Below are 23,506 nucleotides of genomic sequence, written 5' to 3'. Positions count from 1 at the left end.
TGGCCTGCTTCAGGCTGCTTCGATAACGGCAAATTCTTCGTACACCAGCTCCATATCCGGCGCCCAGGTGCCTTCGCGTTCAAAGAATGCCTGATGCGCCGATTGCCAGTAAGCGAGGCTTAAATCACCTTCGCCCTCCAGCGCGGCGAGCTCAGGGCTCATTTCGTTAAAGCGAATGAGCCTGAGGGTCAGGGTGCGTATCACGCAGACGGCTTTCCCTTTGCCGTCCAGCACAATGTGATACGCACCCGGCGTCACGGGCGGCTGCTCCTGCTGATAGCTGGCAAGCGAACCGCAGGTGCCGCGTTTCTTCCCGGCGATAACCAGGGCAGCCAGCTCGTCGGCCAGCGCCGGTGAATCGCCGAAAGACCAGCAGAAAGCAGAAGGGTATTTATCCTGCCAGTAGGATTTCAGATCGCTCATTTAGCGCACTCCGCCGTAGGCCAGCGTCACTTCTTTCGCCGCCTTAATCACCATCGCGCCGAACTCGGTCACGCGGTCATCGGTAATACGGGAAATGGGCCCGGAAATGGAGATGGCGGCGAACGGCTCACGATGTTCATCATAAATGCACGACGCTACGCAGCGCAGGCCCAGCGCGTGTTCTTCGTCATCAAACGAGTAGCCGCGCTTACGCGTCTGGGCCAGGTCCTCTTTCAGATGTACCGGCGATACCAGGGTGGCATGGGTATAAGCGTGCAGACCTTGACGGTGCAGCAGGCCGGTAACCTGCTCTTCGCTTAGCTGCGACAGAAACGCCTTTCCGGCGCCGGAAGCGTGCATCGGCAGCTTACCGCCAATCGGTGCCGACATACGCATCAGCTGCGTACACTGCACCTGATCGATAATAATCGCCTGATGATCGCTCTGGTCAAGCACCGCGAGGTTAACCGTTTCACCGGAATCTTCCATCAGCTGACGCAAAATCGGATGGACGATCGCCAACAGATTACGGCTTTGCAGGAAGCTGCTGCCGACGACGAAAGCATGGGCGCCCACCGACCAGTGGCCCAGCTCACCGACCTGACGAACAAAACCCAGCTGCTGCATGGTCGTCAGCAGGCGGTGAGTCGTGGAGTTAGGCAGGCCGGCCTGCTGGGCCAGTTCGGTCAGCGCCACGCTGCCGTGGGATTCAGCAATCCATTCGAGCAGCTTCAGTCCGCGGGTCAGGGACTGAACTTGCCCGCCGGCCGGAGCGGCGGCGGGGGAGGCAGGTTTTCTGCCGCGTTTTGCGGGAGCGGGGGTCGCCATCGCGGACTCCTTTTTTCTGTATCGTGGAAATGATTTTCGTTTTATTTGGCGATAATGCAATCACTACCCGACTGATCGGATGAGTGAAGCTGAACATGTCTCATCTTGCCCGCTGTTCTCTTTTCCACCCCTTCGGTTTGTGCCAGTATGGTCTGTTGAGTTTTTTCGGTCTGGTTGAGCGTTGTCGGGAGCGAGTGTGAGCAGCAAAGTTGAGCAACTGCATCAGCAGTTAAAAGCACGTATTTTGGTTCTGGATGGGGGCATGGGCACCATGATCCAGAGCTACCGTCTGAGTGAGCAGGACTTTCGCGGCGAGCGCTTTGCCGACTGGCCGTGCGACCTGAAGGGCAACAACGACCTGCTGGTTCTCAGCAAGCCGGATGTGATAACCGCTATCCACGATGCCTATTTTGCGGCCGGGGCGGATATCATTGAAACCAACACCTTTAACTCGACGACCATCGCGATGGCGGATTACCAGATGGAATCCCTGTCGGCGGAAATCAACTTTGTGGCGGCGAAACTGGCCCGCGCCAGCGCCGATGCCTGGACCGCACGCACGCCGGAAAAACCGCGCTACGTCGCAGGGGTCCTCGGCCCGACTAACCGCACGGCGTCCATTTCTCCCGACGTCAACGACCCGGCCTTCCGCAACATCACCTTTGACGGGCTGGTGGAAGCCTACCGTGAATCCACCAAAGCGCTGGTGGAAGGCGGGGCGGATCTGATTTTGATTGAGACGGTGTTCGATACCCTCAACGCCAAAGCGGCGATCTTTGCGGTTAAAGAGGAGTTTGAAGCGCTGGGAGTCGATCTGCCGATTATGATCTCCGGCACTATCACCGACGCCTCCGGGCGCACGCTGTCCGGCCAGACCACCGAAGCCTTTTATAACTCGCTGCGCCACGCCGATGCGCTGACGTTTGGCCTCAACTGCGCCCTGGGGCCGGATGAGCTGCGCCAGTACGTGCAGGAGCTGTCGCGTATCGCCGAATGCTACGTTACCGCCCACCCGAACGCCGGTCTGCCGAACGCCTTTGGCGAATACGACCTGGACGCCGACACGATGGCGGCGCAAATTCGCGAATGGGCTGAAGCCGGATTCCTGAATATTGTCGGCGGCTGCTGCGGTACCACGCCGGAACATATCGCCGCCATGAGCCGCGCGGTGGCCGGCCTGCCGCCGCGCCAGCTGCCGGAAATCCCCGTCGCCTGTCGTCTTTCCGGCCTTGAGCCGCTGAATATCGGCGATGACAGCCTGTTTGTGAACGTCGGCGAACGCACCAACGTTACCGGCTCGGCAAAATTCAAACGCCTGATTAAAGAAGAAAAATATAACGAAGCGCTGGATGTGGCGCGCCAGCAGGTGGAAAGCGGCGCGCAGATTATCGATATCAATATGGATGAGGGGATGCTCGACGCCGAAGCGGCGATGACGCGTTTCCTCAACCTGATCGCCGGTGAGCCGGATATCGCCCGCGTGCCGATTATGATCGACTCCTCCAAATGGGAGGTCATCGAAAAGGGCCTGAAGTGTATTCAGGGTAAAGGCATCGTTAACTCCATCTCGATGAAAGAGGGCGTTGAGCCGTTTATCCAGCATGCGAAAAAGGTGCGCCGCTACGGCGCCGCCGTCGTGGTTATGGCCTTTGATGAAGTGGGCCAGGCCGATACCCGCGAGCGGAAAATTGAAATTTGCCGCCGGGCGTACAAAATTCTCACCGAAGAGGTGGGCTTCCCGCCGGAAGACATCATCTTTGACCCGAATATTTTCGCCGTGGCGACCGGGATTGAAGAGCACAACAACTATGCCCAGGACTTTATCGGCGCCTGCGAAGATATCAAACGCGAACTGCCGCACGCGCTGATCTCCGGCGGCGTCTCTAACGTGTCGTTCTCCTTCCGCGGCAACGACCCGGTGCGCGAGGCGATTCACGCGGTATTCCTCTACTACGCCATCCGCAACGGCATGGACATGGGCATCGTTAACGCCGGCCAGCTGGCGATTTACGACGACCTTCCCGCCGAGCTGCGCGATGCGGTTGAAGATGTGATTCTGAACCGCCGCGATGACGGCACTGAACGTCTGCTCGATCTGGCGGAAAAGTATCGCGGCAGCAAAACCGACGATACCGCCAACGCTCAGCAGGCGGAATGGCGCAGCTGGGACGTCAAAAAGCGCCTCGAATACTCGCTGGTTAAAGGCATTACCGAATTTATCGAGCTCGATACCGAAGAAGCCCGCCAGCAGGCCGCGCGTCCGATTGAGGTTATCGAAGGGCCGCTGATGGATGGCATGAACGTGGTCGGCGATCTGTTCGGTGAAGGGAAAATGTTCCTGCCGCAGGTGGTGAAATCCGCCCGCGTCATGAAGCAGGCGGTGGCCTACCTCGAACCCTATATTGAGGCCAGCAAAGAGAAAGGTTCCAGCAACGGCAAGATGGTCATCGCCACCGTGAAGGGTGACGTTCACGACATCGGCAAGAATATTGTCGGCGTGGTGCTGCAGTGTAACAACTACGAAATCGTCGACCTTGGCGTGATGGTGCCTGCGGATAAAATCCTGAAAACCGCCCGCGAGGTTAACGCCGACCTGATTGGCCTCTCCGGGCTGATTACGCCGTCGCTGGATGAGATGGTCAACGTGGCGAAGGAGATGGAGCGTCAGGGCTTTACTATTCCGCTGCTGATCGGCGGCGCAACCACCTCGAAAGCGCACACGGCGGTGAAAATCGAGCAGAACTACAGCGGGCCGACGGTCTACGTGCAGAACGCCTCGCGCACCGTTGGCGTGGTCGCCGCGCTGCTGTCCGATAGCCAGCGCGATGATTTTGTCGCCCGTACCCGCAAAGAGTACGAAACGGTACGTATTCAGCACGGGCGTAAAAAGCCGCGCACCCCGCCGGTCACGCTGGAGGCCGCGCGCGATAACGACCTGGCCTTTGACTGGGCAAGCTACACTCCGCCGGTGGCCCATCGTCTGGGCGTGCATGAGGTTGAGGCCAGTATCGAAACCCTGCGTAACTATATCGACTGGACGCCGTTCTTTATGACCTGGTCGCTGGCCGGTAAGTATCCGCGCATTCTGGAAGATGAAGTGGTCGGCGAAGAGGCGCAGCGCCTGTTTAAAGACGCCAACGAACTGCTGGATAAGCTCAGCGCCGGGAAGGCTCTGAATCCGCGCGGCGTGGTGGGGCTGTTCCCGGCTAACCGCGTCGGCGACGATGTTGAAATCTATCGCGATGAAACCCGGACTCACGTGCTGACGGTGGGGCATCATCTGCGCCAGCAGACGGAGAAAGTCGGCTTTGCCAACTACTGCCTGGCGGATTTTGTCGCGCCGAAGCTGTCGGGGAAGGCGGACTATATCGGCGCCTTTGCGGTGACCGGCGGCCTTGAGGAAGACGCGCTGGCCGACGCCTACGAAGCGCAGCACGATGACTACAACAAGATTATGGTGAAGGCGATTGCCGACCGCCTGGCGGAAGCCTTTGCCGAGTATCTGCATGAGCGGGTGCGTAAGGTTTACTGGGGCTATGCGGCGAACGAAAACCTCAGCAACGAGGAGCTGATCCGCGAGAACTACCAGGGAATTCGCCCGGCGCCGGGCTATCCGGCCTGCCCGGAGCACACCGAAAAGGCGACGATCTGGGAACTGCTGGAGGTGGAAAAACGCACCGGCATGAAGCTGACGGAATCTTTTGCCATGTGGCCCGGCGCGTCGGTTTCCGGCTGGTACTTCAGCCATCCGGACAGCAAATACTTCGCGGTAGCGCAAATTCAGCGCGACCAGGTGGAAGACTATGCGTTGCGTAAGGGGATGAGCGTGGCGGAAGTGGAGCGCTGGCTGGCGCCGAACCTCGGTTACGATGCCGACTGATCCACCAAACCGTTATCTTTCCTTACAACTAACAGGGCGCTCAATGAGCGCCCTGTCTCTTTATTGTGCGTAAACCCTTATACTGAAGGAAGCTTGCGATCGTTGCCGTCGGATAAGCGAAGCGCTATCCGGCCTGTAACGGTTTATGAGTTTCGGGAACGAATAAATATAAGGAGAAGCTGATTCCGTGTTAACTCTGCTACACCTGTTGTCCGCCGTCGCCCTACTGGTGTGGGGCACCCATATTGTCCGTACCGGCGTGATGCGCGTCTACGGCGCTCGTCTGAGAAGCGTGCTCAGCAGCAGCGTGGAGAAAAAACCGCTCGCCTTCTGCGCGGGGATCGGCGTTACCGCGCTGGTGCAGAGCAGCAACGCCACCACCATGCTGGTCACCTCTTTTGTCGCCCAGGATCTGGTGGCGCTGGCCCCTGCGCTGGTGATGGTGCTGGGCGCTGACGTCGGTACCGCGCTGATGGCGAGGGTGCTGACCTTCGATCTGTCCTGGCTTTCGCCGCTGCTGATTTTTATCGGCGTGATTTTCTTCCTTGGGCGCAAGCAAACGCGCGCGGGCCAGCTTGGGCGCGTGGGGATTGGTCTGGGCTTGATTCTGCTAGCGCTGGAGCTGATCGTGCAGGCGGTGCATCCCATCACCCAGGCTAACGGCGTACAGGTGATTTTCGCCTCGTTGACCGGCGATATTATGCTGGATGCGCTGATCGGCGCGGTGTTTGCCATCATCAGCTATTCAAGCCTGGCAGCGGTGCTGCTGACCGCAACGTTAACCGCCACCGGCGTGATTTCGTTTCCGGTGGCGCTGTGCCTGGTGATCGGCGCCAACCTCGGATCCGGGCTGCTGGCCATGCTAAACAACAGCGGCGCCAATGCTGCCGCGCGCCGCGTGGCGCTCGGCAGCCTGCTGTTTAAGCTGGTGGGTAGCCTGATTATCCTGCCGTTTGTGCATCTGTTGGCAAACGTCATGGATGAGCTTCCGCTGCAAAAATCCGAACTGGTTATCTATTTCCACGTCTTCTACAACCTGATCCGCTGTATCGCCATGGTGCCGTTTGCCGGCCCCATGGCTAACCTCTGTAAGCGTCTGATTCGCGATGAGCCCGAGCTGGACGCGCGGCTGAAGCCGAAGCATCTTGATACTTCGGCGCTGGATACGCCCGCCCTGGCGCTGGCCAATGCCGCCCGCGAAACCCTGCGTATTGGCGATGCCATGGAGCAGATGCTGGAAAGCCTGCATAAAGTGATGCACGGCGAGCCGCGTGAGGAGAAAGAGCTGCGGCGGATGGCGGACGATATCAACGTACTTTACACCGCCATTAAGCTCTATCTGGCGCGGATGCCGAAAGAGGAGCTGGCGGATGAGGAGTCCCGCCGCTGGGCGGAAATTATCGAAATGGCGCTTAACCTCGAGCAGGCTTCGGATATCGTCGAAAGAATGGGCAGCGAGATCGCCGATAAATCGCTGGCCGCGCGGCGCGCGTTCTCCATGGAGGGATTAAAAGAGCTGGATGCCCTCTACGAGCAGTTGCTCAGCAATCTGCAGCTGGCGATGTCGGTCTTCTTCTCCGGCGACGTGCCGAGCGCCCGCCGCCTGCGCCGCAGCAAGCATCGTTTTCGTATCATGAACCGTCGTTACTCGCATGCCCACGTTGACCGCCTGCATCAGCAAAACGTGCAGAGTATTGAGACCAGTACGCTGCACCTGGCGCTGCTGGGCGATATGAAGCGTCTGAATTCACTGTTCTGCTCGGTGGCCTATAGCGTGATGGAGCAGCCGGATGAGGACGATGAGCGCGATGATTATTAAGCGCTGATGTGCCGCCTGACATCCCCGGCTCGCGCTGCGCTTAGCCGGGCTACGAGTTCTCCACCGTCTGCGGGATGGTAGCCCGGACAGGCGCGCAGCGCCGCCTCCGGGAAACGTGCGCACGGGGTTTAGAAACGATGACCGGCGTTGAGGGTCACCGCGTCTTCTCCGGCTCTGAATACCAGCGTTGGATTCGGGCCGCCAAGGGTAGCGTGGCCCTGCGTCACCTGTATCCAGTTGCCTTCCGGCAGGCCGATAATCGTCAGCTCTGGCGCAACCACCAGCAGCTCGCGGATCCGCTGTTCGCGGGTCTCGCCTTTATGGCCTTCCGGCAGCGCGTTGGTGAAATGCGGGTTAATTTGCAGCGGGAACAGCCCCAGCGCAGCAAAACCGTTAGGGTCGACAATCGGCATATCGTTAGTGGTGCGAATCGTCGGGCAGGCCAGGTTAGCGCCCGCGCTCCAGCCGATATACAGTGCCCCGCGCTTCACCACATCCACCATCGGCGCCAGCAGGCCGCGTTCGCGGCACTCTTTCAGCAGCTGAAAGGTATTGCCGCCGCCGACGATAACTATCTCCGCATTCTCAATCGCCGACACCGGGTCCGCGACGCTGTGAATACCGGTAACCGTAACGCCCATTGGGCTGAAGACGGCGGCGGTTTTCGCGGTGTAATCATCCCAGGTTTGCGTCACCCCGGCAAAAGGGATGAATACCGCAGAACGGCGGCCATTTAGCTGCCCGGCAATGGTCGGCAGCGCATGTTCCAGCCAGGCTTTGCCCGGCAGCGTTGAGTTACTTAATAGCAGCAGTTCCATTATTTCTCCATTTGACCAGATGATTATTCGGGCAGAGATGTTATCACAGGATATCTTACCGCTTGCTGACGTGGCTCACGCTGGGACGCGCTGAGCAAAGCGGAACGGTGATTATTGGCGCAGCAACTCTCTGAATTAATCTGGAAAGCGCCTCGCAGACTGACTCTACCGGGCGTGACAGGTTAGCGGGAACCGCTTAGTTTTACGTTGATGATTCACAGGCAAAGGAATAGAAAATGCTCGTTTATTACGCTAATCTGAGGCATGTCATGCGCATTATCATGGGGGCTATCATGCGCACTACGTCGAACGTTAAAAAATCAGTCAATGTCTCGCTTTCGCCTGAAATCCTGGAAGAGGCGCGTAAACTTAAAATCAACATTTCGGCGGTATTAACGGAAGCTTTACTTGAGAAATTTCGTGAGCACAAACGTGAAGAGTGGTTACGAGACAATAAGAAATCGATCGATACGATTAACCAATGGGTAGAAGAAAACGGTTCGTTTAGTGATTTTCAAAGGCCGTTCTGATGGAACAATATTGCGCTTATGAGAATACGGGAAGCGGTAAAAAGGTTTTCCCTTATTTAATCAACCTGCAGCATCCGGTCGCGAATGTCCTGAAGCATATCCTGGTTGCCCCTGTGATAGAACAAAACCAACTACCTGATACCCAGCCTCCGACCAAAATTTGTCCCGTGATTACGATTGCCGGTCAAACTTATATTGTGATGACGCATATGATGGCGGGTTTGCCGCAGAAAGAACTGGGCAAGCGCGTTGCTGATTTGACGGCGGACAGGGCTGCGCTGCGCGATGCAATCGACTTTCTGATCAACGGTTATTAGAGCGCCCTCCCTGGCGCTCTCCGTTTTGCCTTTATCCTCTGGCAAAGGCCGCGGCTTCAGCGACCAGTACCGCGTCCGGACGCACGCCGGTGTAGAGCGCAAACTGCTCCACCGCCTGCAGGGCAATCACCTCCGCACCGCTGATAACGCGCTTGTCCAGCCTCTGCGCCAGCTTGATGAGCGGGGTTTCCGGCGGCAGAGCGACCACGTCAAATATCACGTCGGCCCGTTCCACCATCGTCGGGCTAAAGGCCAGAGTTTCGCTTTCCGCGCCGCCCGCCATGCCGAGCGGCGTGACGTTAACCAGAATATCCGCCGCGATTCCCTCCGGCCTGGGCTGCCACTGAAAACCGTACTGCTTTGCCAGCGCCAGGCCGCGCTCGCGATGGCGGGCGGCGATAATCACATCGCGGAAACCGGCATCGCGGAAGGCGGCGATGACCGCTTTGCCCATTCCGCCGCTGCCCTGGATCATCACTTTGGCTGAGGAATCGAGCTGATAGCTGTCAATCAGGCTTTTCACCGCGATATAGTCGGTATTCAGCCCGGTCAGCCTGCCGTCGTCGTTGACGATGGTGTTGACCGAATCAATCGCCTTCGCCGAAGGGTCAAGCGCGTCAAGATACGCTATGCAGCTCTCTTTAAACGGCATAGAGACCGCGCAGCCGCGAATGCCTAATGCGCGCACGCCGTTTACCGCCGCGGCTATATCCTGGGTCGTAAACGCTTTATAGATATAGTTCAGCCCCAGCTTTTCATACAGGTAGTTATGAAAGCGGGTGCCGAAGTTACCCGGGCGACCGGCCAGCGACATGCACAGCAGCGTATCGCGATCAATCATGAGTAATATCCTCCGCGTGGGCCAGAAGATACTCTTCCGCCTCTTTTGACCAGATACCGTGGTGACGTTCCATAATCGCCGCCAGCTGCGGGTCGCTAATGTTTCCCAGCGGCGTAAGCGGAATGTTTTTTCCGGTATAAACCAGCTTCTTACCGCCGCCTACCGCCGGTAAATCCAGGGTGGTCGCGCCCGCCGCGTTCAGCCCCAGAATATGAGTCACCACCTTCGCGGTCTGCACCTTTTTCTCCTGCATCAGCGCTACGGCGGCGCGCATATCGTCGGTATTGCCGCCGGAGGTGCCCACGTAGTGGGTGAAGGCGTAATGCACATCGTAAAAATTGATCGGTGCGCTGAACTGCTTATCCTGCGGGCCGGCAAAAAAGTTCAGGCAGCCGTCCGGGGCCAGCAGCGAGGATGCCAGGGTGATGAGCTGTTCGTTAGGGACGAAGACGAAGATATCGTCAAAGCCGTGGCCGCCGGAGAGCGCCATCAGCGTTTCGCGGCTGGCGTCGCGCCCATCCAGATAGTGGATCAGCGTTTGCGGCTCGGAGGGATAGTGCTGGCGCGCATAGCTGAGCTTTGGCTTATTGGTATCGGTGACCACCAGCAGCGCCGGGTTGATCGGGCCATGCAGCGCGTAGTCGATGGCCAGCAGGCCCATCGGGCCGGTGCCGCCGAGGATCAGGGCGCGGCCCTGCGGACGAATGCCCATCACATGGTTATAGCTGCCTTCCTGCAGATGATAGTTGGCGTTGAAGGCGCCAATCACGCAGGAAAGCGGCTCCACCAGCGAGCCTTCAAACCAGGTATCGCCTTCCCAGGAAAGCAAACAATCCTGTTCCATCACCTCGTTGGGGATCACCACGTGGGTGGCTTCGCCGCCGATCCATGGAAAAGAATAACCGGGGCAGTCCGGGCGATCCGACAGCTGCAGGTTGGCCTGAATCACATAGCGCTGGCCGGCGTGAAACTTGTGCTGCCACTTTTTGCCGACGGCGATAATCTCCCCGCAGAACTCATGGCCGATAATGATTGGGTTGGTCGCCACATCGTCAGGCACCTTTTTGTGGTCCTCGCCCTGATTCGCCTCTTTCCACGAGGAGAGGCACAGGCTGTCGGTGACCACCCGGGCGAGGATTTCATCATCCTGCATCGCCGGGAGTTCGAAGGTTTCCAGGCGCAGGTCGCGTTTGCCGTACAGGCGCAGGGCTGTTGTTGTTTGCATGTTTACCACCTCATCCCCTTCATCTTTCGCATGACGGCTGCGAAATCTTTTGGGTCTAACTTGTTGAAGTAGCCCCGGCATCGCCGGGGCGGAAAAATCAGGACAGGAAGCCCAGCGCGTTACCGATAATCCCCAAACCGAAGAGGGCGAAAATCAGCCATACCGGGTTCACTTTCTTATTGAGCAGGCGCACCATCAGCAGCGTCAGGCCCAGAGCCAGCAGGCCGGGGCAGAGCTGATCGAGGATGTCCTGTACGGTCATGGTGACGGTCGAGCCGTCGGCGCCCGGGGTTTGCGAGACCACCAGCGGGACGTTGATGGTGGTCCACTTGGTCACCAGCACGCCCATCACAAACAGGCCAAGAATGGAGGCGCCTTCGGTTAGTTTTTGCAGCAGGTTGCCGCCCATATCGCTGACGATATTGACCCCTTTACGGAAGCCGAGCTGCAGCCCGTACCACTTCATCGCCAGACGTACCGCGTTGAAAATAAAGAAGAACAGCAGCGGTCCAAGAATATTGCCGGAGAGCGCCAGCGAGGCGCCGAGGGCGGCGGTAATCGGCCGCAGCGTGCCCCATACCAGCGGGTCGCCCACGCCTGCCAGCGGCCCCATCAGGCCAACTTTGATCCCGTTGATGGCGCCATCGTCGATAGCGGCGCCGTTGGCCCGGGCTTCCTCCATCGCGGCGGTGACGCCAATCACCGGCCCGCAGACTGCCGGAGTGGTGTTGAAGAACACCAGATGGCGCTTCAGCGCGGCGACCTGATCCTCTTTCAGCGGGTAGAGGCGCTTGATGGCCGGGATCATGTCGTAGCAGAAGCCAAGCCCGTGAATACGTTCGAAGTTGAATGACGCCTGCTGCAGGTTGGAGCGCAGAAACATGCTCACCAGGTCGCCTTGGGTAATTTTTCTCTGTTCCATGTTGGGCTCCATCAGTCGTCAAGCTGGTCAAGGGCAGTGGAAGAGGTGGCGGCGGCCTGCGGTTCGGGTTTACGCCACTGCGGATTAAGCTGGATATAAATCAGCGCGATGATGACCCCGACGCCGCCGAAGGCCAGCAGGCTAAAGTCGAGGTAGCCGCCCGCGAGGAAGCCGAGGAAGAAGAAGGGCATCAGATACTTCACGCCCATCATGCGCAGCACCATGGCGTAGCCGACCACCACGATAAAACCGCCGGCGATTTGCAGACCGCGGGTGACGAATTCCGGAATGGCGTTGAGCATATTGCTGACCATATCCGCGCTGACAAACAGAGAAACGATGAGTGCGGGAATGGCGACGCGCAGCGCCTGAACGCCCAGCGCAGACACGTGCAGCAGATCGATTGTTCTGAAGCGCGCCTCTTCCGCGGCCTTATCCGCCGCGTGCTGGAACACCACGGTAATGGTGCGGGCGAACACGGTGAGCACCTGACCTGCGGCAGCGACCGGCAGCGCAATCGCTATTCCGGTAGCGATGCTTTGCTGGCCCACGATCACAAGGATGGCGGAGATAATGCTGGCTAACGCCGAATCCGGAGACTGCGCCGCGCCGACGTTCATCCAGCCGAGCGCGATCAGCTCCAGCGTTCCGCCGAGCATAATCCCGGTTTTTAGATCGCCGAGAATTAAGCCAATCACGGTACAGGCGATTAATGGCCGGTGCGTCTGGAATTCATCCAGCACGCTGCCCATCCCGGCAATACAGGAAAAAATAAATATGGCGATTATTTGTAGGGTACTTATTTCCATAATTTGTCACCTTGAGGGTATAGAAATCCCTGCCTTTTACGGCATTTACACGATGTTCTTCAGGCTGCCTCTTTGTTGACTGCATTCTCTCGCCCCAGTCACATAGTTAGCTATGCTGCTGGTGACTCGCTCATTTGCCGCCGCGATGCATCCAGAATGACAGTGTGTAATAAAAGGCGCGTTTTATTATTCTGTAACGGACTGCTCTGCTATTTTATCGAGAATATTAACCGACGGATCCGAAGCCACGACGCGTAAATCAAGCTTAACGCCCAGCTTATCTAACTGCTGAAAGGCATTAATATCCGCTGCGTCTAATGACACCGCTTTGGTTAACTGTTTTTTACCCGGTCGCCAGGCCATGCCGCCAATATTCAGCGTGGCTATTTTGACGCCCTGCTGCACCATGGTTAATACGTCCTGCGGATTAGTGAATAAATAAAAAACCGTTTCGTCCTGATATTGCGGGTTGTGATAAACGGCGACGGCTTTCTCGATATTCACCACATTGACCTTCATGCCCGGCGGCGCGGCCTGGCGAAGCAGCGTGCGGCGAACGTCGTCGTTATACACGTCGTCATTACAGATAATGATGCGCTGGGCGTTGGCCACTTTTGACCAAACGGTGGTGACCTGGCCGTGAATCAGGCGGTCATCGATGCGTGCGAGCGTAATGTTCATCAGAAATCCTCCTCAACGGTTTCCGGTTGCCGCCAGGTGACGCAGCACTGGCTGGCGATGGTCTCAAGATGTTGGCACAGTGCTTCTGCATTCATCGTTTGCTGGTTATCGACCAGCTCCAGAGCCAGCGGTAGCGACAGGCCGCTGATGACCCGAAGCTGTGGGTTGCGCATCGCCAGGCCGGCGGCGGCGTTCCACGGGCTGCCGCACTGTAGATCGACGGCGATGAGCCACTCCTCCTCTTTGTGAGTACTTACCAACTTTTCAAGCTTATCGGCGATATCGCCCGCGTTTTCCCCCGGTACAAACGCCACGGCGCTGACGTGGACATCGCCGTAAACCATGCGCACCGAGTCGAGCATGGCGCAGGCCAGCTGACCGTGAGCGCAGAAGATGACGTTAACCATGTTTCCCCCTTAGCCGCGCGTTTTGCCGCCCGCAATGTTAGTGGTTACTCCGGTAATGTAGCTGGCGCGCTCTGAGAGCAGATAGCAAACAAAATCAGCAACTTCGCTGAGACGGCCGGAGCGACCAACAGGAATCGCATTTTTGCTATAGCCTTCGCGCAGCTGTTCGACGGTGATATTGCGGGTCCAGGCCAGCGCTTCTTCATATTCCGGCGTACGCAGCCCGGTTTTTTCCAGAATGCCCGGCGCAACGCCTACGACGCGAATACCGTGCTTGCCCAGCTCTTTCGACCAGGAGCGGGTAAAGCTGTTCAGCGCGGCTTTGGTCGCGGCGTAGCAGCTCTGGCCTTCAGAGCCTTCGAGACCGCTTTCTGACGAGACGTTAACAATCACGCCGCTGCGCTGTTTAACCATCTGGCGCGCCACCGCCTGCGACATCAGGAACACGCCTTTCTGGTTGATATTGACCATTTTTTCGAAAGCCGCTTCATTTAATTCATAGCGACCGGACGGCGCTTTCTCATCGACTAATAAACGCGGGAAGTTGACGCCGGCGTTATTGACTAAACCATCAATGCGGCCAAAGCGCTGAATAATACTGTCGACGGTTTTATTCACTTCGCTGGCGCTGGAAATATCGGTTGGCCAGAAATTATAATTATCGCGATCCTGATGTTTGTCGCCGCCGTGAATATCGCTCATCTGCACGTTTGCGCCCTGGGCTAATAACTCATCGACAATCGCCAGGCCGATTCCTGATGCGCCGCCGGTCACGATAATTATTTTGTCTTTTAAATTTAACCATGTATTCATTATCGACTCCTGTTTCTTTAGATAAAGGGATCCCCCGCAGCAGCGCTGCGTGAAATCATATTCTTGACATTTACTTCAGTAATGACTCAGCGGTTTCTCGATTCGTCACCAGACAATTAATGTAATGACCGTTTAAGGCGCCAAGAATCCCGGCGTATTTCTCCTCGCCCATGGCGATACCCACCGAGTAGCGCGCCTGCTTGAGTTTCACCATCTCGATAGAGAGCGTTTTTTCGCTCATGGCGGTTTCGACCAGCGCGCCATCAATGTTGTAAAAACGCGAACAGATATCGCCGGCGACCTGGCGAGCGTTGAGATCGTCGCTCTCTTCACTGCCGTAAAATGCATGCCAGTTGGCGCCGTCGCGGATCGCCGGAGAACCAATGCCCACCAGCGCGACGTCCAGGTTATCCCAGTAGGAGGCAATCGTTTTAAAATGCCGGGACTGCATAATACCGTTGCGAATTAATGTGTTATCCAGCAGTGCCGGGAAATCAGCGAGATGAGATTCCGCTTTCAGCTTCGCCGCTGCGCCGTAGGTCAGCGTATTCACGTGGTAGCGACTTTCCAGTTTTCCGGAGGGGCCGCCGATAATCGGCACGCAGATAACCTGACGGGACTGGCTGGCCTGCGGCAGATTCTCCACCAGCGCGCGCACCGCCCGACCCCAGGAGAAGCCGACGATATCGCCCGGCTCCAGCAGCCTGTCGACCAATTGCGCGCCATGCAGGCCGATAAGATTGAGCTGATCCTCCTCCAGCAGTGAGTCGCAGGCCGCCACCACCGCCTCTTTGAGACCGAATTTTTGTTTTAGCTGCTGCTCAAGCCACAGATTTTCGTTGTAGTCGTAGTTGATGGCGATAGTGACGATGCCCTGCTCACGGCCGCGCTTCAGCAGACGGCTGATAGTGGTGCGGTATATCCCCAGCTCGCGGGCAATCTGCGCCTGGGTCATATCCTGCTCATAGTAGAGCTGGGCGATTTTCACGATCAGACGAATATCGTCGCTGTTTTCCATCGTCACTGTCGGCTCCTGCACATTTGTGCAAATGGGAGAGTTGCTGTCATGATCTGATATAACCCCATCAGCGACCCGCTTCAAAGAAATTTTCCTCTATTTCATGATGATGTTCCGACCGTTTCTGTTGCACATTTGCGTTGCTTACCGGTGGTTTATGGCACCTTTGTGCCGGACGTGATAAGAGCCTGATTCTGCTTTGTTTCGCCGGGCAAAGTTGCCGGGCTTTCATGGGCACACTTTTGTGTTGAAAGGCGTGGCAGATCACATTTAGCGGCAGGCGACGAGAGCGCGATTCTTTTTTATCGCCCGCAAGGTAGGGTATATTTCGCTTTTACAGGAGATTTTATGCTGCCCGACTCATCAACCCGACTCAATAAATACATCAGCGAAAGCGGAATTTGCTCGCGTCGTGAAGCCGATCGCTTTATCGAACAAGGCAACGTTTTTATCAACGGCAAGCGCGCTACCATCGGCGACCAGGTTAAAGCGGGCGACGTGGTAAAGGTCAATGGCCGGTTGATTGAGCCGCGCGAAGCGGACGATCTGGTCCTGATTGCGCTGAATAAACCGGTTGGCATCGTCAGCACTACCGAAGACGGCGAACGCGACAACATCGTTGATTTCGTAAACCACAGCAAACGCGTTTTCCCCATCGGTCGCCTGGATAAAGACTCCCAGGGGCTGATCTTTCTGACCAACCATGGCGATCTGGTGAATAAAATCCTGCGCGCCGGTAACGATCACGAAAAAGAGTATCTGGTCACCGTTGATAAGCCGGTGACCGATGAGTTTATCCGCGGCATGGGGGCGGGCGTACCGATTCTCGGCACGGTGACGAAGAAGTGCAAAGTGAAAAAAGAAGCGCCGTTTGTGTTCCGCATTACCCTGGTGCAGGGGCTGAATCGCCAGATCCGCCGGATGTGCGAACACTTTGGCTATGAAGTGACGAAGCTTGAGCGGACGCGGATCATGAACGTCAGCCTGACGGGGATCCCGCTGGGAGAGTGGCGCGATCTGACCGACGATGAGCTGATCGATCTTTTCAAACTGATTGAAAACTCGTCTTCAGAAGCGAAACCGAAGGCAAAAGCGAAGCCGAAAACGGCCGGCATCAAGCGTCCCGTCGTGGCGATTGAAAAAACCAGCGACAAGTCCTCCCGCCCGGCGTCGAACGGCAAACGCTTTACCGCGCCGGGGCGCAAGAAGAAAGGGCGTTAACGTCTGCCGCGCGTCGGGGTATTTGCCGACCAGGAAAACGAGGCCTCTGCGTCCGGTTTATAAGCCTGCTTTTTCTTCAGCTGGCGGGCTTTCTTAGCCTCGGCCTCGCGCAGGGCCATCAGTTTATCGATGTACTCTTTTTTCACGCTGTTGGTTTCCGCGTTGGTCAGCGGACGGCCATGGGCGATGCGCGCGCGGTCGAGCAGGGTTTTCAGTTCGCGCTGTTCGCGCTCGGTCATCTCTTTTTGCTTGATGCGGGGGAGTGCCATAGTGGTGCCCTCAATTAGCCTGTGGTTTCAGTGTACGGTATTGGGGCTGACGTCTCACGGTAAATTGTTGTGCCTCGCAGAAAATCCCGGAGGCGGCGCTGCGCACCAGTCCGGCTACAAAACCCGCAAGCTGCACGGACCGTAGCCCGGCTAAGCGCAGCGCAAGCCGGGAAAATTACGGATTGTTAGCTCTCTTTTTCCGTTTTACGCGATTCATCCGCAATCGGCTTCCCTGACCAGTAACCGGCCAGCAGCGAGCCGGACAGGTTGTGCCAGACCGAGAACAGCGCGCCGGGCAGCGCGGCCAGCGGGCCAAAGTAGATTTTCCCCAGCGCGGCGGCAAGGCCGGAGTTCTGCATTCCCACCTCGATCGCCAGCGTGCGGCAGGTGGACTCGTCAAAGCCAAACAGTCGCCCGCCCCAGTAGCCGCCGAGCAGACCGATAGTGTTATGCAGGATAACGGCGATAATCACCACAAAACCAACGGAAGCGATATGCGACGCGGAGCCTGCCACCACGGCGCAGATAATCGCCAGAATGCAGACCATCGAAAAGGCCGGCAGGAACGGCTCCACCGCCTTCACCACTTTCGGCAGCAGATGGTGCACGACAAGCCCCAGCGCAATCGGGATCACCACGATTTGCAGAATGCTGAGCAGCATCCCCATCACGTCCACCTGAATATGCGCATCCACGTACAGACGCGTCAGCAACGGGGTGGCGACCACGCCAACCAGTGTGGAAACCGATGAGATGGTGACTGAGAGCGCGACGTCGCCTTTTGCCAGAAAGATCATCACGTTGGATGCCGTACCGCTGGCGACGCTGCCGACCAGCACCATCCCGGCGGAGAGCTCGGGCGGCATGTGAAAAATCAGCGCCAGCAGCCAGGCGGCGAGCGGCATCACCAGGTAGTGGAGAAAAATGCCTGCGGCGACCGGCGCGGGGCGGGAAAGCACGCGCTTAAAATCGTCGACTTTCAGATGCACGCCCATGCCGAACATAATCAGCATCAGCAGCGTCGGGACCCACGGGCCAACGGGGGTAAAAGTGGATGGCGTGTAATAGGCGATAACCGAGAGCAGCAGCGCCCATAATGGGAACAGCCGCGTAAGCGTGGCGAGCATGTTGTTTTCCTTGCACGTAAGTTGTGTTTGCTTGTTATTGTCCGGCCGGGATCGAGCCCGGCCATCGCTATTGTTTATCGTGCTAAGAAATATTATTCAAACAAATTATGTTCATGTTCCGCTGCGGATAAGCTCCCAGCTGAGTCCGAAGCGCGCTAAATATTTGCGCAGGCGGTCAGCATCGTTAGGATTGGCCTTTTTCTGCCGGGAGACGGCGAACAGCTCGCGTCCGGCTTCGGAGAGCGAAGCGCTGCGCTGGCAGACCTCCAGCACCGTTTCCAGCTGGCGGCGATCGAACAGATCGATTTCCATTGCAATATCAGGAGAAGATGTCGTGAGCTGCCAGCTCTCTTTCAGCAGCATTATCTCCTCTTCCGCAACGGCCAGCGTAATGCGCCCCTGCTCGGCCAGGGTCGCCATACGCGCCACGGAGGAGCCTAGCTCGCGGAAATTGCCGCGCCATTGCGCCTGCGGCGAGCAGGCAAAGGCCAGATAGCGTTCGCGGGCGTCTTTATCGAAGCGGATCTGCGTCTGCCGCTCGTTGGCCAGTCGCCGTAATTCATACTCCACGTTCGGCGCAATATCTTCCCGCCGCTGCGCCAGGCCGGGGAGGGCAAAGCGCCACATATTGATGCGCGCATAAAGATCTTCGCGAAAGCGCCCCTCCGCCACCCACTGCTGCATATCGCGATGCGTGCCGGCGATTAGCTGGAAGTCGCTGTGCACCTCTTTATCCGAGCCAAACGGGAAAAAGGTTTTTTCTTCGATGGCCTTCAGCAGCATAGCCTGCTCATCCAGCCCCAGCTCGGCGATTTCATCGAGAAACAGCACGCCGCCGTCGGCTTCGCGTAATAGCCCGGCGCGAGGCGTAACCGCGCCGGTAAACGCGCCTTTGACATGTCCAAACAGCGTGGACATGGCGTTATCACCGCGCAGCGTGGCGCAGTTTACCGCCATGAATTTTCCCGCCACCCGATGGCGCGACTGACGAAGCTGAAAAATACGTTTGGCGAGGACGGACTTCCCGGCGCCCGTTGGGCCGGTCAGCAGGATCGGATCGGTCGATCGGATCGCCACGCGCTCAATACGATCGATAAGCGCGTTGAACGTCGCATTACGCGTCTCGATACCCGCCTTCAGGAAGGAGACGGACTGCTGCTGCTCGCGCTGAAAGCGGCTGGTGAGCGCGGCGTAGCGGCTTAAGTCCAGATCGATCACCGAGTAAATACCGGCGGCGACGGCGTCATCCGCTGCGCCTTTCGGCGCAGGGCTGGTCTGCAGGAGGCTGGCGGGGAGATAGCGCGCTTCGGTCAGCAGGAACCAGCAGATCTGCGCCACGTGGGTCCCGGTGGTGATATGCACCAGATACTCTTCGTTTTCGGTATCAAAGCGATAGCGGTTGGCGAAGTCGAGAAACGCCGCGTAGACCTCTTCAAAATCCCACGGATCGTTTATCTCAATCGTATGCGGGCGCACTTCGGTATGCGGCGAAAGCTGGGCGACATCGTCAATCAGCTTTTGCGCCATATTTTCATCACGCGGCTGGTGGAGAAGCTCCAGCCTGTCGACAGGAAAATCGGCCTGCTGGCATAGCCCAACGGTAGGCCGCCATTTTTTAAAGCGATTCGCCCGCTTGCCGCGTTTGTCCAGCACCGTTCCGAGGACGCCAATGACCACTCGCCGCTTTTTCATGTTTATCCCAAAAGATAAGTTTCGATATTTAAAGATAAAAAAACCTGCTGCCGGCGGCAAGCGTTACCGTTTGAATTAAAAACAAAAGCGTTATTAATCAATTGATTGAAAAATAACTCTCGCATTTTTTATTGTTGGCACGCAACTGGCAATATCCCTTCCGTCACGACGCTGAAAACGCAGGGGGTTAAACCTCGCCGGCACGCCAGGAACGGTACAGGCCGTTTTTCGGGCGCGTTCCGTCAGCCGATGACCACCAATGGGTTCGATTCCCGATTTCATCTCCAATGAAAACTGGTCGTTAATCATAGAAATAACGCGGGGTGATGCGCAGTCAGCACGCCCCACAGCAGGCCGCCGGTAAAGGCGCCGTGCCGCAGGCAAAAGGGAGTTCCCCTGCGGCTTCGCCCCTGCACCCGCGCCTGATTTTGCTAAGGAACAAAAAATGACGAAGAAAATCACGATACGTAAAGGTCAGCTTGGCCTTTTATCCCGTCAGGGTGACTACTATCAGGTTCTGGAAGCGGGCGAGCATCGCCTGCCGTGGTTCAACGTCCCCGAAGTGCTGATCGTTAACCGGGACGGCAGCGAAGTGCCGGAGGCGCTGGCGGAGTATTTACGACGCTTTCAGCCGGAATGGATTGAACGCTACTGCCTGGCGGCGGATTTGACGGATGTCGAGGCCGGGGCGCTGTATGCCAACGGTGTGCTGCAGGAAATTTTACCGCCTTCGACGCGCCGACTGTACTGGTCCGCCGGTGATGAAATTCAGCTGCTACGTATCGATACCCGGCAGGTTGCGGTTCCGGCTGACATTATGAATGCGGTGCTGCAGCCGCGACGTCACGGGGCGGTAAAAGGTCGCGAAGCGATCCTCACCGTATCGGTGCCGGCGTGGCACGTCGGGGTGCTGAAAATCGACGGCGAGACACAATCGCTGCTGCAGCCTGGCCTGAGCGCGTACTGGAAGGTCAATCATCTGGTGGAAGCGGAAGTGGTCGATACCCGCCTGCAGGTGCTGGAGGTTGGCGGCCAGGAGATTCTGACCAAAGATAAAGTGAACCTGCGTTTAAATCTGGCGGCGAACTGGCGCTACAGCGATGTACTGCAGGCGTTTGGACAGCTGACGAAGCCGCTGGACCATCTGTATCGCGAGCTGCAGTTTGCGCTGCGTGAAGCCGTCGGAACGCGAACGCTGGATGAGCTGCTGGAAGATAAGAAAATCATTGATGAGGTCGTGAGCACGCAGGTCACCGAGCGCATGGCGGCATTTGGTATCGACGTCGCGTCGCTGGGCGTGAAGGATATTGTGCTGCCCGGCGACATGAAAGCCATTTTGTCGCAGCTGGTGGAGGCGGAGAAATCGGCGCAGGCGAACGTGATCCGCCGGCGTGAAGAGACCGCGGCGACGCGCTCGCTGCTCAACACCGCGAAGGTGATGGAGAATAACCCGGTCGCGCTGCGCTTAAAAGAGCTGGAAACGCTGGAAAGAGTGGCGGAGCGTATCGATAAAATCTCGGTCTTTGGCGGCCTGGACCAGGTGCTGCATGGCCTGGTGAATCTAAAAGGATAATGAAAATGACGTATCACGCTGTAAGCGCCGCCATGCGCCATAAGGTGCGGCGGCAGTTAAAAGACGTGGAGCAGCGCTACGGCGTCAGAGTGCTCTACGCCTGCGAATCCGGCAGCCGGGGCTGGGGCTTTGCCTCGCCGGACAGCGATTATGATGTGCGGTTTCTCTACGTTCACCCGCTGGAGTGGTACCTGCGGGTGGATCCCCCGCGCGATGTTATTGAGCTGCCCATCGACGATGAGCTGGACGTCTGCGGCTGGGAGTGGCGCAAGGCGCTGGGTCTGCTGAAAGGGGCGAACCCGACGCTGATCGAATGGCTGGATTCACCGGTGGTGTATCAGCAGGATGACGCAACGGTTCAGGCGCTGAAGAAAGTGATACCGCATTGGTTTTCTCCGGTTCGCGCCCGCTGGCATTACTATTCGATGGCCCGTAAAAATTTTCGCGGCTATCTGCAAGGCGAACGGGTGCGGCTGAAAAAGTACTTTTACGTACTGCGCCCGCTGCTGGCCGTCCGTTGGGTTGAGGCGGGAAAAGGCGTGCCGCCGATGCGCTTTAATGAACTGCTGGCAGGAAGCGAGCTGGAAGCGGGTCTACGTGCGGAAATAGACGAGCTGCTGGAACGTAAACAGCGCGCAGGAGAGGCGGAAAACGGCCCGCGTCGACCGCTGCTGCATGCGTTTATTCAGTCCGAGCTGCTCAGAGGCGCAATCCCGCCAGCGCTGCCTGAGAGCCGGAGCGGTGATGTCAGGGAGTTGGACAGATTGCTGATGACCACGGTGATGGGAAACTAAAAATGGCCCGGCAGAAATGGCGGGCCATTTTATTCGCGATTACTCGAACAGATTATGATGCAGCTTCTGCACCACTTTTTCGGCATCCGCACCCGGGACCAGGAAGCACAGGTTATGGCTGGATGCGCCGTAGCAAATCATACGAATATTAAACGGGTCCAGTACGCCAAACACCTCTTTACCGACGCCGCACGCCTTCGACAGTTCATTACCAATGATGGCGACCAGCGCCAGATCCTGCTCGACCTCAACGCGGCACAGAGAGGAAAGTTCGGTCAACAGTCCCTGGGTGAGCAGGGTATCGCCAGCCGACGTCGAACCGGTGGTATCCATGGTCAGCGCCACGCTCACTTCCGACGTGGTGATCAGATCGACGGAGATACTGTGGCGGGCCAGAATACTGAATACCTCGGCCAGAAAACCGCGTGAGTGCAGCATATTCAGGCTGTGCAGGGTTAGCAGCGTCTGCTTGCGGCGCAGCGCCAGCGCGCGGAACAGCGGCGGGTTTTCGGTGTTTTTGCACACCAGCGTGCCGCCGGCTTTCGGCTCTTTGCTGGAGCCGACGAATACCGGAATATCGCTGCGCACGGCGGGGAGCAGGGTAGCCGGATGCAGGACCTTCGCGCCAAAGGTCGCCATTTCCGCCGCTTCTTCAAAAGCGATAACGTCAATGCGTTTGGCCGCCGGGGCGACGCGCGGGTCGGTGGTATAGATACCCGGAACATCGGTCCAGATGTCGACGCGGGTGGCGTTTAGCGCTTCGCCGAGTAGCGCGGCGGTATAGTCGCTGCCGCCGCGGCCAAGCGTGGTGGTGCGGCCTTTGGCTTCGCTGCCAATAAAGCCCTGGGTGATCACCACGCCTTCCGCAAGACGCGGGGCCAGCAGCTGCTGGGTTAATTCGGATAAGGCGGCAATATCCGGTTCCGCGCGGCCAAAGCGGTCGTTGGTGCGCATAATTTTGCGCACGTCGAACCACTGGGCGGCGATGCCGCGCTCGCGCAGGATCTCGACAAACAGCAGAGTAGACATCAGTTCGCCGTGGCTGACCAGTTCGTCGGTTAACGCGGTTGAACTGGCCAGGGAGGCGGCTTCCGCCAGGGTGGTGATGTTTTCCAGCAGGCGCTCAATTTCATCGCGAATAACGTTGGGATAGCGCAGACGCTCCAGAATATTGAACTGGATTTGACGCATGGCATCGAGCTTCGCGAAACGTTCGCCGGGTTCCAGCCCTTCCGCTAAGGCGACCAGCAGGTTGGTCACCCCCGCTGAGGCGGAAAGCACCACCACGCGGGTATTGGCGTCCAGCAGCGCGACGTCCACGCTGCGGTTCATGGCATCAAAATCGGCAACGCTGGTGCCGCCGAACTTGGCTACAACTAAGTCTGTCATAACAACCTCGTGTCAGGGGGCCTGACTTATTAAAACGATTCCAGAAAACCAATCCTGGCGGGGCTGGACGCAACCGGATTGCAATAAAATGTCTTAATAAGCCAGGCCAA

The 23,506-nt window shown here is 57.7% G+C and carries 22 protein-coding genes; 7 read left to right on the top strand and 15 right to left on the bottom strand.

What is annotated here, in order from left to right:
* Positions 1-9: 9 nt before the first annotated feature.
* Together ABLU96_RS08880 and iclR are read right to left on the bottom strand one after the other, a co-directional pair.
* Positions 10-414 carry an ASCH domain-containing protein gene (locus ABLU96_RS08880; RefSeq protein ID WP_086074014.1) on the bottom strand — a complete coding sequence of 135 codons (405 nt, stop codon included), beginning with the start codon at positions 412-414 and terminating at the stop codon, positions 10-12.
* Between the two features lie 9 nt (positions 415-423).
* A complete protein-coding gene (iclR, locus tag ABLU96_RS08875; protein WP_004097706.1) occupies positions 424-1,251 on the bottom strand; it encodes a glyoxylate bypass operon transcriptional repressor IclR in 828 nt (275 codons plus the stop codon).
* Between the two features lie 196 nt (positions 1,252-1,447).
* Between iclR and metH the strand changes: the two genes are divergently transcribed.
* Complete coding sequence (gene metH / locus ABLU96_RS08870) at positions 1,448-5,131, top strand: methionine synthase (protein WP_025107717.1); 3,684 nt, start codon at positions 1,448-1,450, stop codon at positions 5,129-5,131.
* 187 nt (positions 5,132-5,318) lie between these two features.
* On the top strand, positions 5,319-6,950 hold the full coding sequence (locus ABLU96_RS08865) for a Na/Pi cotransporter family protein (RefSeq protein ID WP_009651734.1): 1,632 nt from the start codon (positions 5,319-5,321) through the stop codon (positions 6,948-6,950).
* Between the two features lie 128 nt (positions 6,951-7,078).
* Here the strand turns inward: ABLU96_RS08865 and pepE are convergent, their stop codons facing one another.
* The gene (gene pepE / locus ABLU96_RS08860; RefSeq protein ID WP_014227515.1) at positions 7,079-7,768 is read right to left on the bottom strand and encodes a dipeptidase PepE; all 690 of its coding nucleotides are present in this window, start codon (positions 7,766-7,768) and stop codon (positions 7,079-7,081) included.
* A 236-nt stretch (positions 7,769-8,004) separates the two neighbouring features.
* On the opposite strand from pepE, the gene ABLU96_RS08855 reads away from it, so the two are divergent.
* Positions 8,005-8,298, top strand: coding sequence for a type II toxin-antitoxin system CcdA family antitoxin (locus tag ABLU96_RS08855; RefSeq protein ID WP_064358246.1), 294 nt, complete (start codon positions 8,005-8,007; stop codon positions 8,296-8,298).
* Entirely contained in the window at positions 8,298-8,615 is a 318-nt protein-coding gene (locus ABLU96_RS08850) for a CcdB family protein (RefSeq protein ID WP_014837118.1), read from the top strand. Before ABLU96_RS08855 ends, ABLU96_RS08850 begins: the two co-directional genes overlap by 1 nt.
* 31 nt (positions 8,616-8,646) lie before the next feature.
* Here the strand turns inward: ABLU96_RS08850 and ABLU96_RS08845 are convergent, their stop codons facing one another.
* From ABLU96_RS08845 to ABLU96_RS08810, 8 genes are all read right to left on the bottom strand, one after another.
* On the bottom strand, positions 8,647-9,456 hold the full coding sequence (locus tag ABLU96_RS08845) for a shikimate 5-dehydrogenase (RefSeq protein WP_064405866.1): 810 nt from the start codon (positions 9,454-9,456) through the stop codon (positions 8,647-8,649).
* Positions 9,449-10,681 carry an L-sorbose 1-phosphate reductase gene (gene sorE, locus ABLU96_RS08840; RefSeq protein WP_064378286.1) on the bottom strand — a complete coding sequence of 411 codons (1,233 nt, stop codon included), beginning with the start codon at positions 10,679-10,681 and terminating at the stop codon, positions 9,449-9,451. Before sorE ends, ABLU96_RS08845 begins: the two co-directional genes overlap by 8 nt.
* A 97-nt stretch (positions 10,682-10,778) precedes the next feature.
* Positions 10,779-11,603 (bottom strand): PTS system mannose/fructose/sorbose family transporter subunit IID, encoded by an 825-nt coding sequence (locus ABLU96_RS08835; RefSeq protein ID WP_004097717.1) that lies wholly within the window; start codon positions 11,601-11,603, stop codon positions 10,779-10,781.
* 11 nt (positions 11,604-11,614) lie between these two features.
* Entirely contained in the window at positions 11,615-12,412 is a 798-nt protein-coding gene (locus tag ABLU96_RS08830; protein ID WP_025107713.1) for a PTS mannose/fructose/sorbose transporter subunit IIC, read from the bottom strand.
* A 186-nt stretch (positions 12,413-12,598) separates the two neighbouring features.
* Positions 12,599-13,093, bottom strand: coding sequence for a mannose/fructose/sorbose PTS transporter subunit IIB (locus ABLU96_RS08825; protein ID WP_032747479.1), 495 nt, complete (start codon positions 13,091-13,093; stop codon positions 12,599-12,601).
* Complete coding sequence (locus ABLU96_RS08820) at positions 13,093-13,500, bottom strand: mannose/fructose/sorbose PTS transporter subunit IIA (protein ID WP_014227521.1); 408 nt, start codon at positions 13,498-13,500, stop codon at positions 13,093-13,095. Before ABLU96_RS08820 ends, ABLU96_RS08825 begins: the two co-directional genes overlap by 1 nt.
* Positions 13,501-13,509: 9 nt before the next feature.
* Positions 13,510-14,313: an SDR family oxidoreductase gene (locus ABLU96_RS08815; protein WP_025107711.1), complete on the bottom strand. Its 804-nt coding sequence runs from the start codon at positions 14,311-14,313 to the stop codon at positions 13,510-13,512.
* A gap of 70 nt (positions 14,314-14,383) precedes the next feature.
* The gene (locus tag ABLU96_RS08810) at positions 14,384-15,331 is read right to left on the bottom strand and encodes a sugar-binding transcriptional regulator (protein ID WP_025107710.1); all 948 of its coding nucleotides are present in this window, start codon (positions 15,329-15,331) and stop codon (positions 14,384-14,386) included.
* 348 nt (positions 15,332-15,679) lie between these two features.
* Here ABLU96_RS08810 and rluF point away from each other — a divergent pair, with 348 nt between their 5' ends.
* Entirely contained in the window at positions 15,680-16,552 is an 873-nt protein-coding gene (gene rluF, locus ABLU96_RS08805) for a 23S rRNA pseudouridine(2604) synthase RluF (protein ID WP_014227524.1), read from the top strand.
* Here the strand turns inward: rluF and ABLU96_RS08800 are convergent.
* The 3 genes from ABLU96_RS08800 to rtcR all read right to left on the bottom strand — a co-directional run bounded on the left by ABLU96_RS08800 (position 16,549) and on the right by rtcR (position 19,640).
* Positions 16,549-16,821 (bottom strand): DUF3811 domain-containing protein, encoded by a 273-nt coding sequence (locus ABLU96_RS08800; protein ID WP_348862452.1) that lies wholly within the window; start codon positions 16,819-16,821, stop codon positions 16,549-16,551. The two genes, rluF and ABLU96_RS08800, sit on opposite strands and share 4 nt — an antisense overlap.
* Before the next feature lie 185 nt (positions 16,822-17,006).
* Entirely contained in the window at positions 17,007-17,948 is a 942-nt protein-coding gene (gene panS / locus ABLU96_RS08795; protein WP_032747482.1) for a ketopantoate/pantoate/pantothenate transporter PanS, read from the bottom strand.
* Positions 17,949-18,059: 111 nt separating this feature from the next.
* On the bottom strand, positions 18,060-19,640 hold the full coding sequence (gene rtcR, locus ABLU96_RS08790; protein WP_064358251.1) for an RNA repair transcriptional activator RtcR: 1,581 nt from the start codon (positions 19,638-19,640) through the stop codon (positions 18,060-18,062).
* Between the two features lie 445 nt (positions 19,641-20,085).
* On the opposite strand from rtcR, the gene ABLU96_RS08785 reads away from it, so the two are divergent.
* Together ABLU96_RS08785 and ABLU96_RS08780 are read left to right on the top strand one after the other, a co-directional pair.
* Positions 20,086-21,213 (top strand): slipin family protein, encoded by a 1,128-nt coding sequence (locus ABLU96_RS08785; protein ID WP_064405863.1) that lies wholly within the window; start codon positions 20,086-20,088, stop codon positions 21,211-21,213.
* A 5-nt stretch (positions 21,214-21,218) separates the two neighbouring features.
* On the top strand, positions 21,219-22,007 hold the full coding sequence (locus ABLU96_RS08780; protein WP_049083124.1) for a nucleotidyltransferase domain-containing protein: 789 nt from the start codon (positions 21,219-21,221) through the stop codon (positions 22,005-22,007).
* A 39-nt stretch (positions 22,008-22,046) separates the two neighbouring features.
* Here ABLU96_RS08780 and lysC read toward each other — a convergent pair whose 3' ends face one another.
* The gene (gene lysC / locus ABLU96_RS08775) at positions 22,047-23,396 is read right to left on the bottom strand and encodes a lysine-sensitive aspartokinase 3 (RefSeq protein ID WP_004097732.1); all 1,350 of its coding nucleotides are present in this window, start codon (positions 23,394-23,396) and stop codon (positions 22,047-22,049) included.
* Between the last annotated feature and the right edge of the window lie 110 nt (positions 23,397-23,506).

The organism is Klebsiella sp. CN_Kp106 (genome assembly GCF_040064575.1).
Lineage (GTDB): Bacteria > Pseudomonadota > Gammaproteobacteria > Enterobacterales > Enterobacteriaceae > Klebsiella > Klebsiella michiganensis.
The sequence above is the reverse complement of the archived record's forward strand: the minus strand, read 5'-3'. Positions and strand labels throughout refer to the sequence as shown.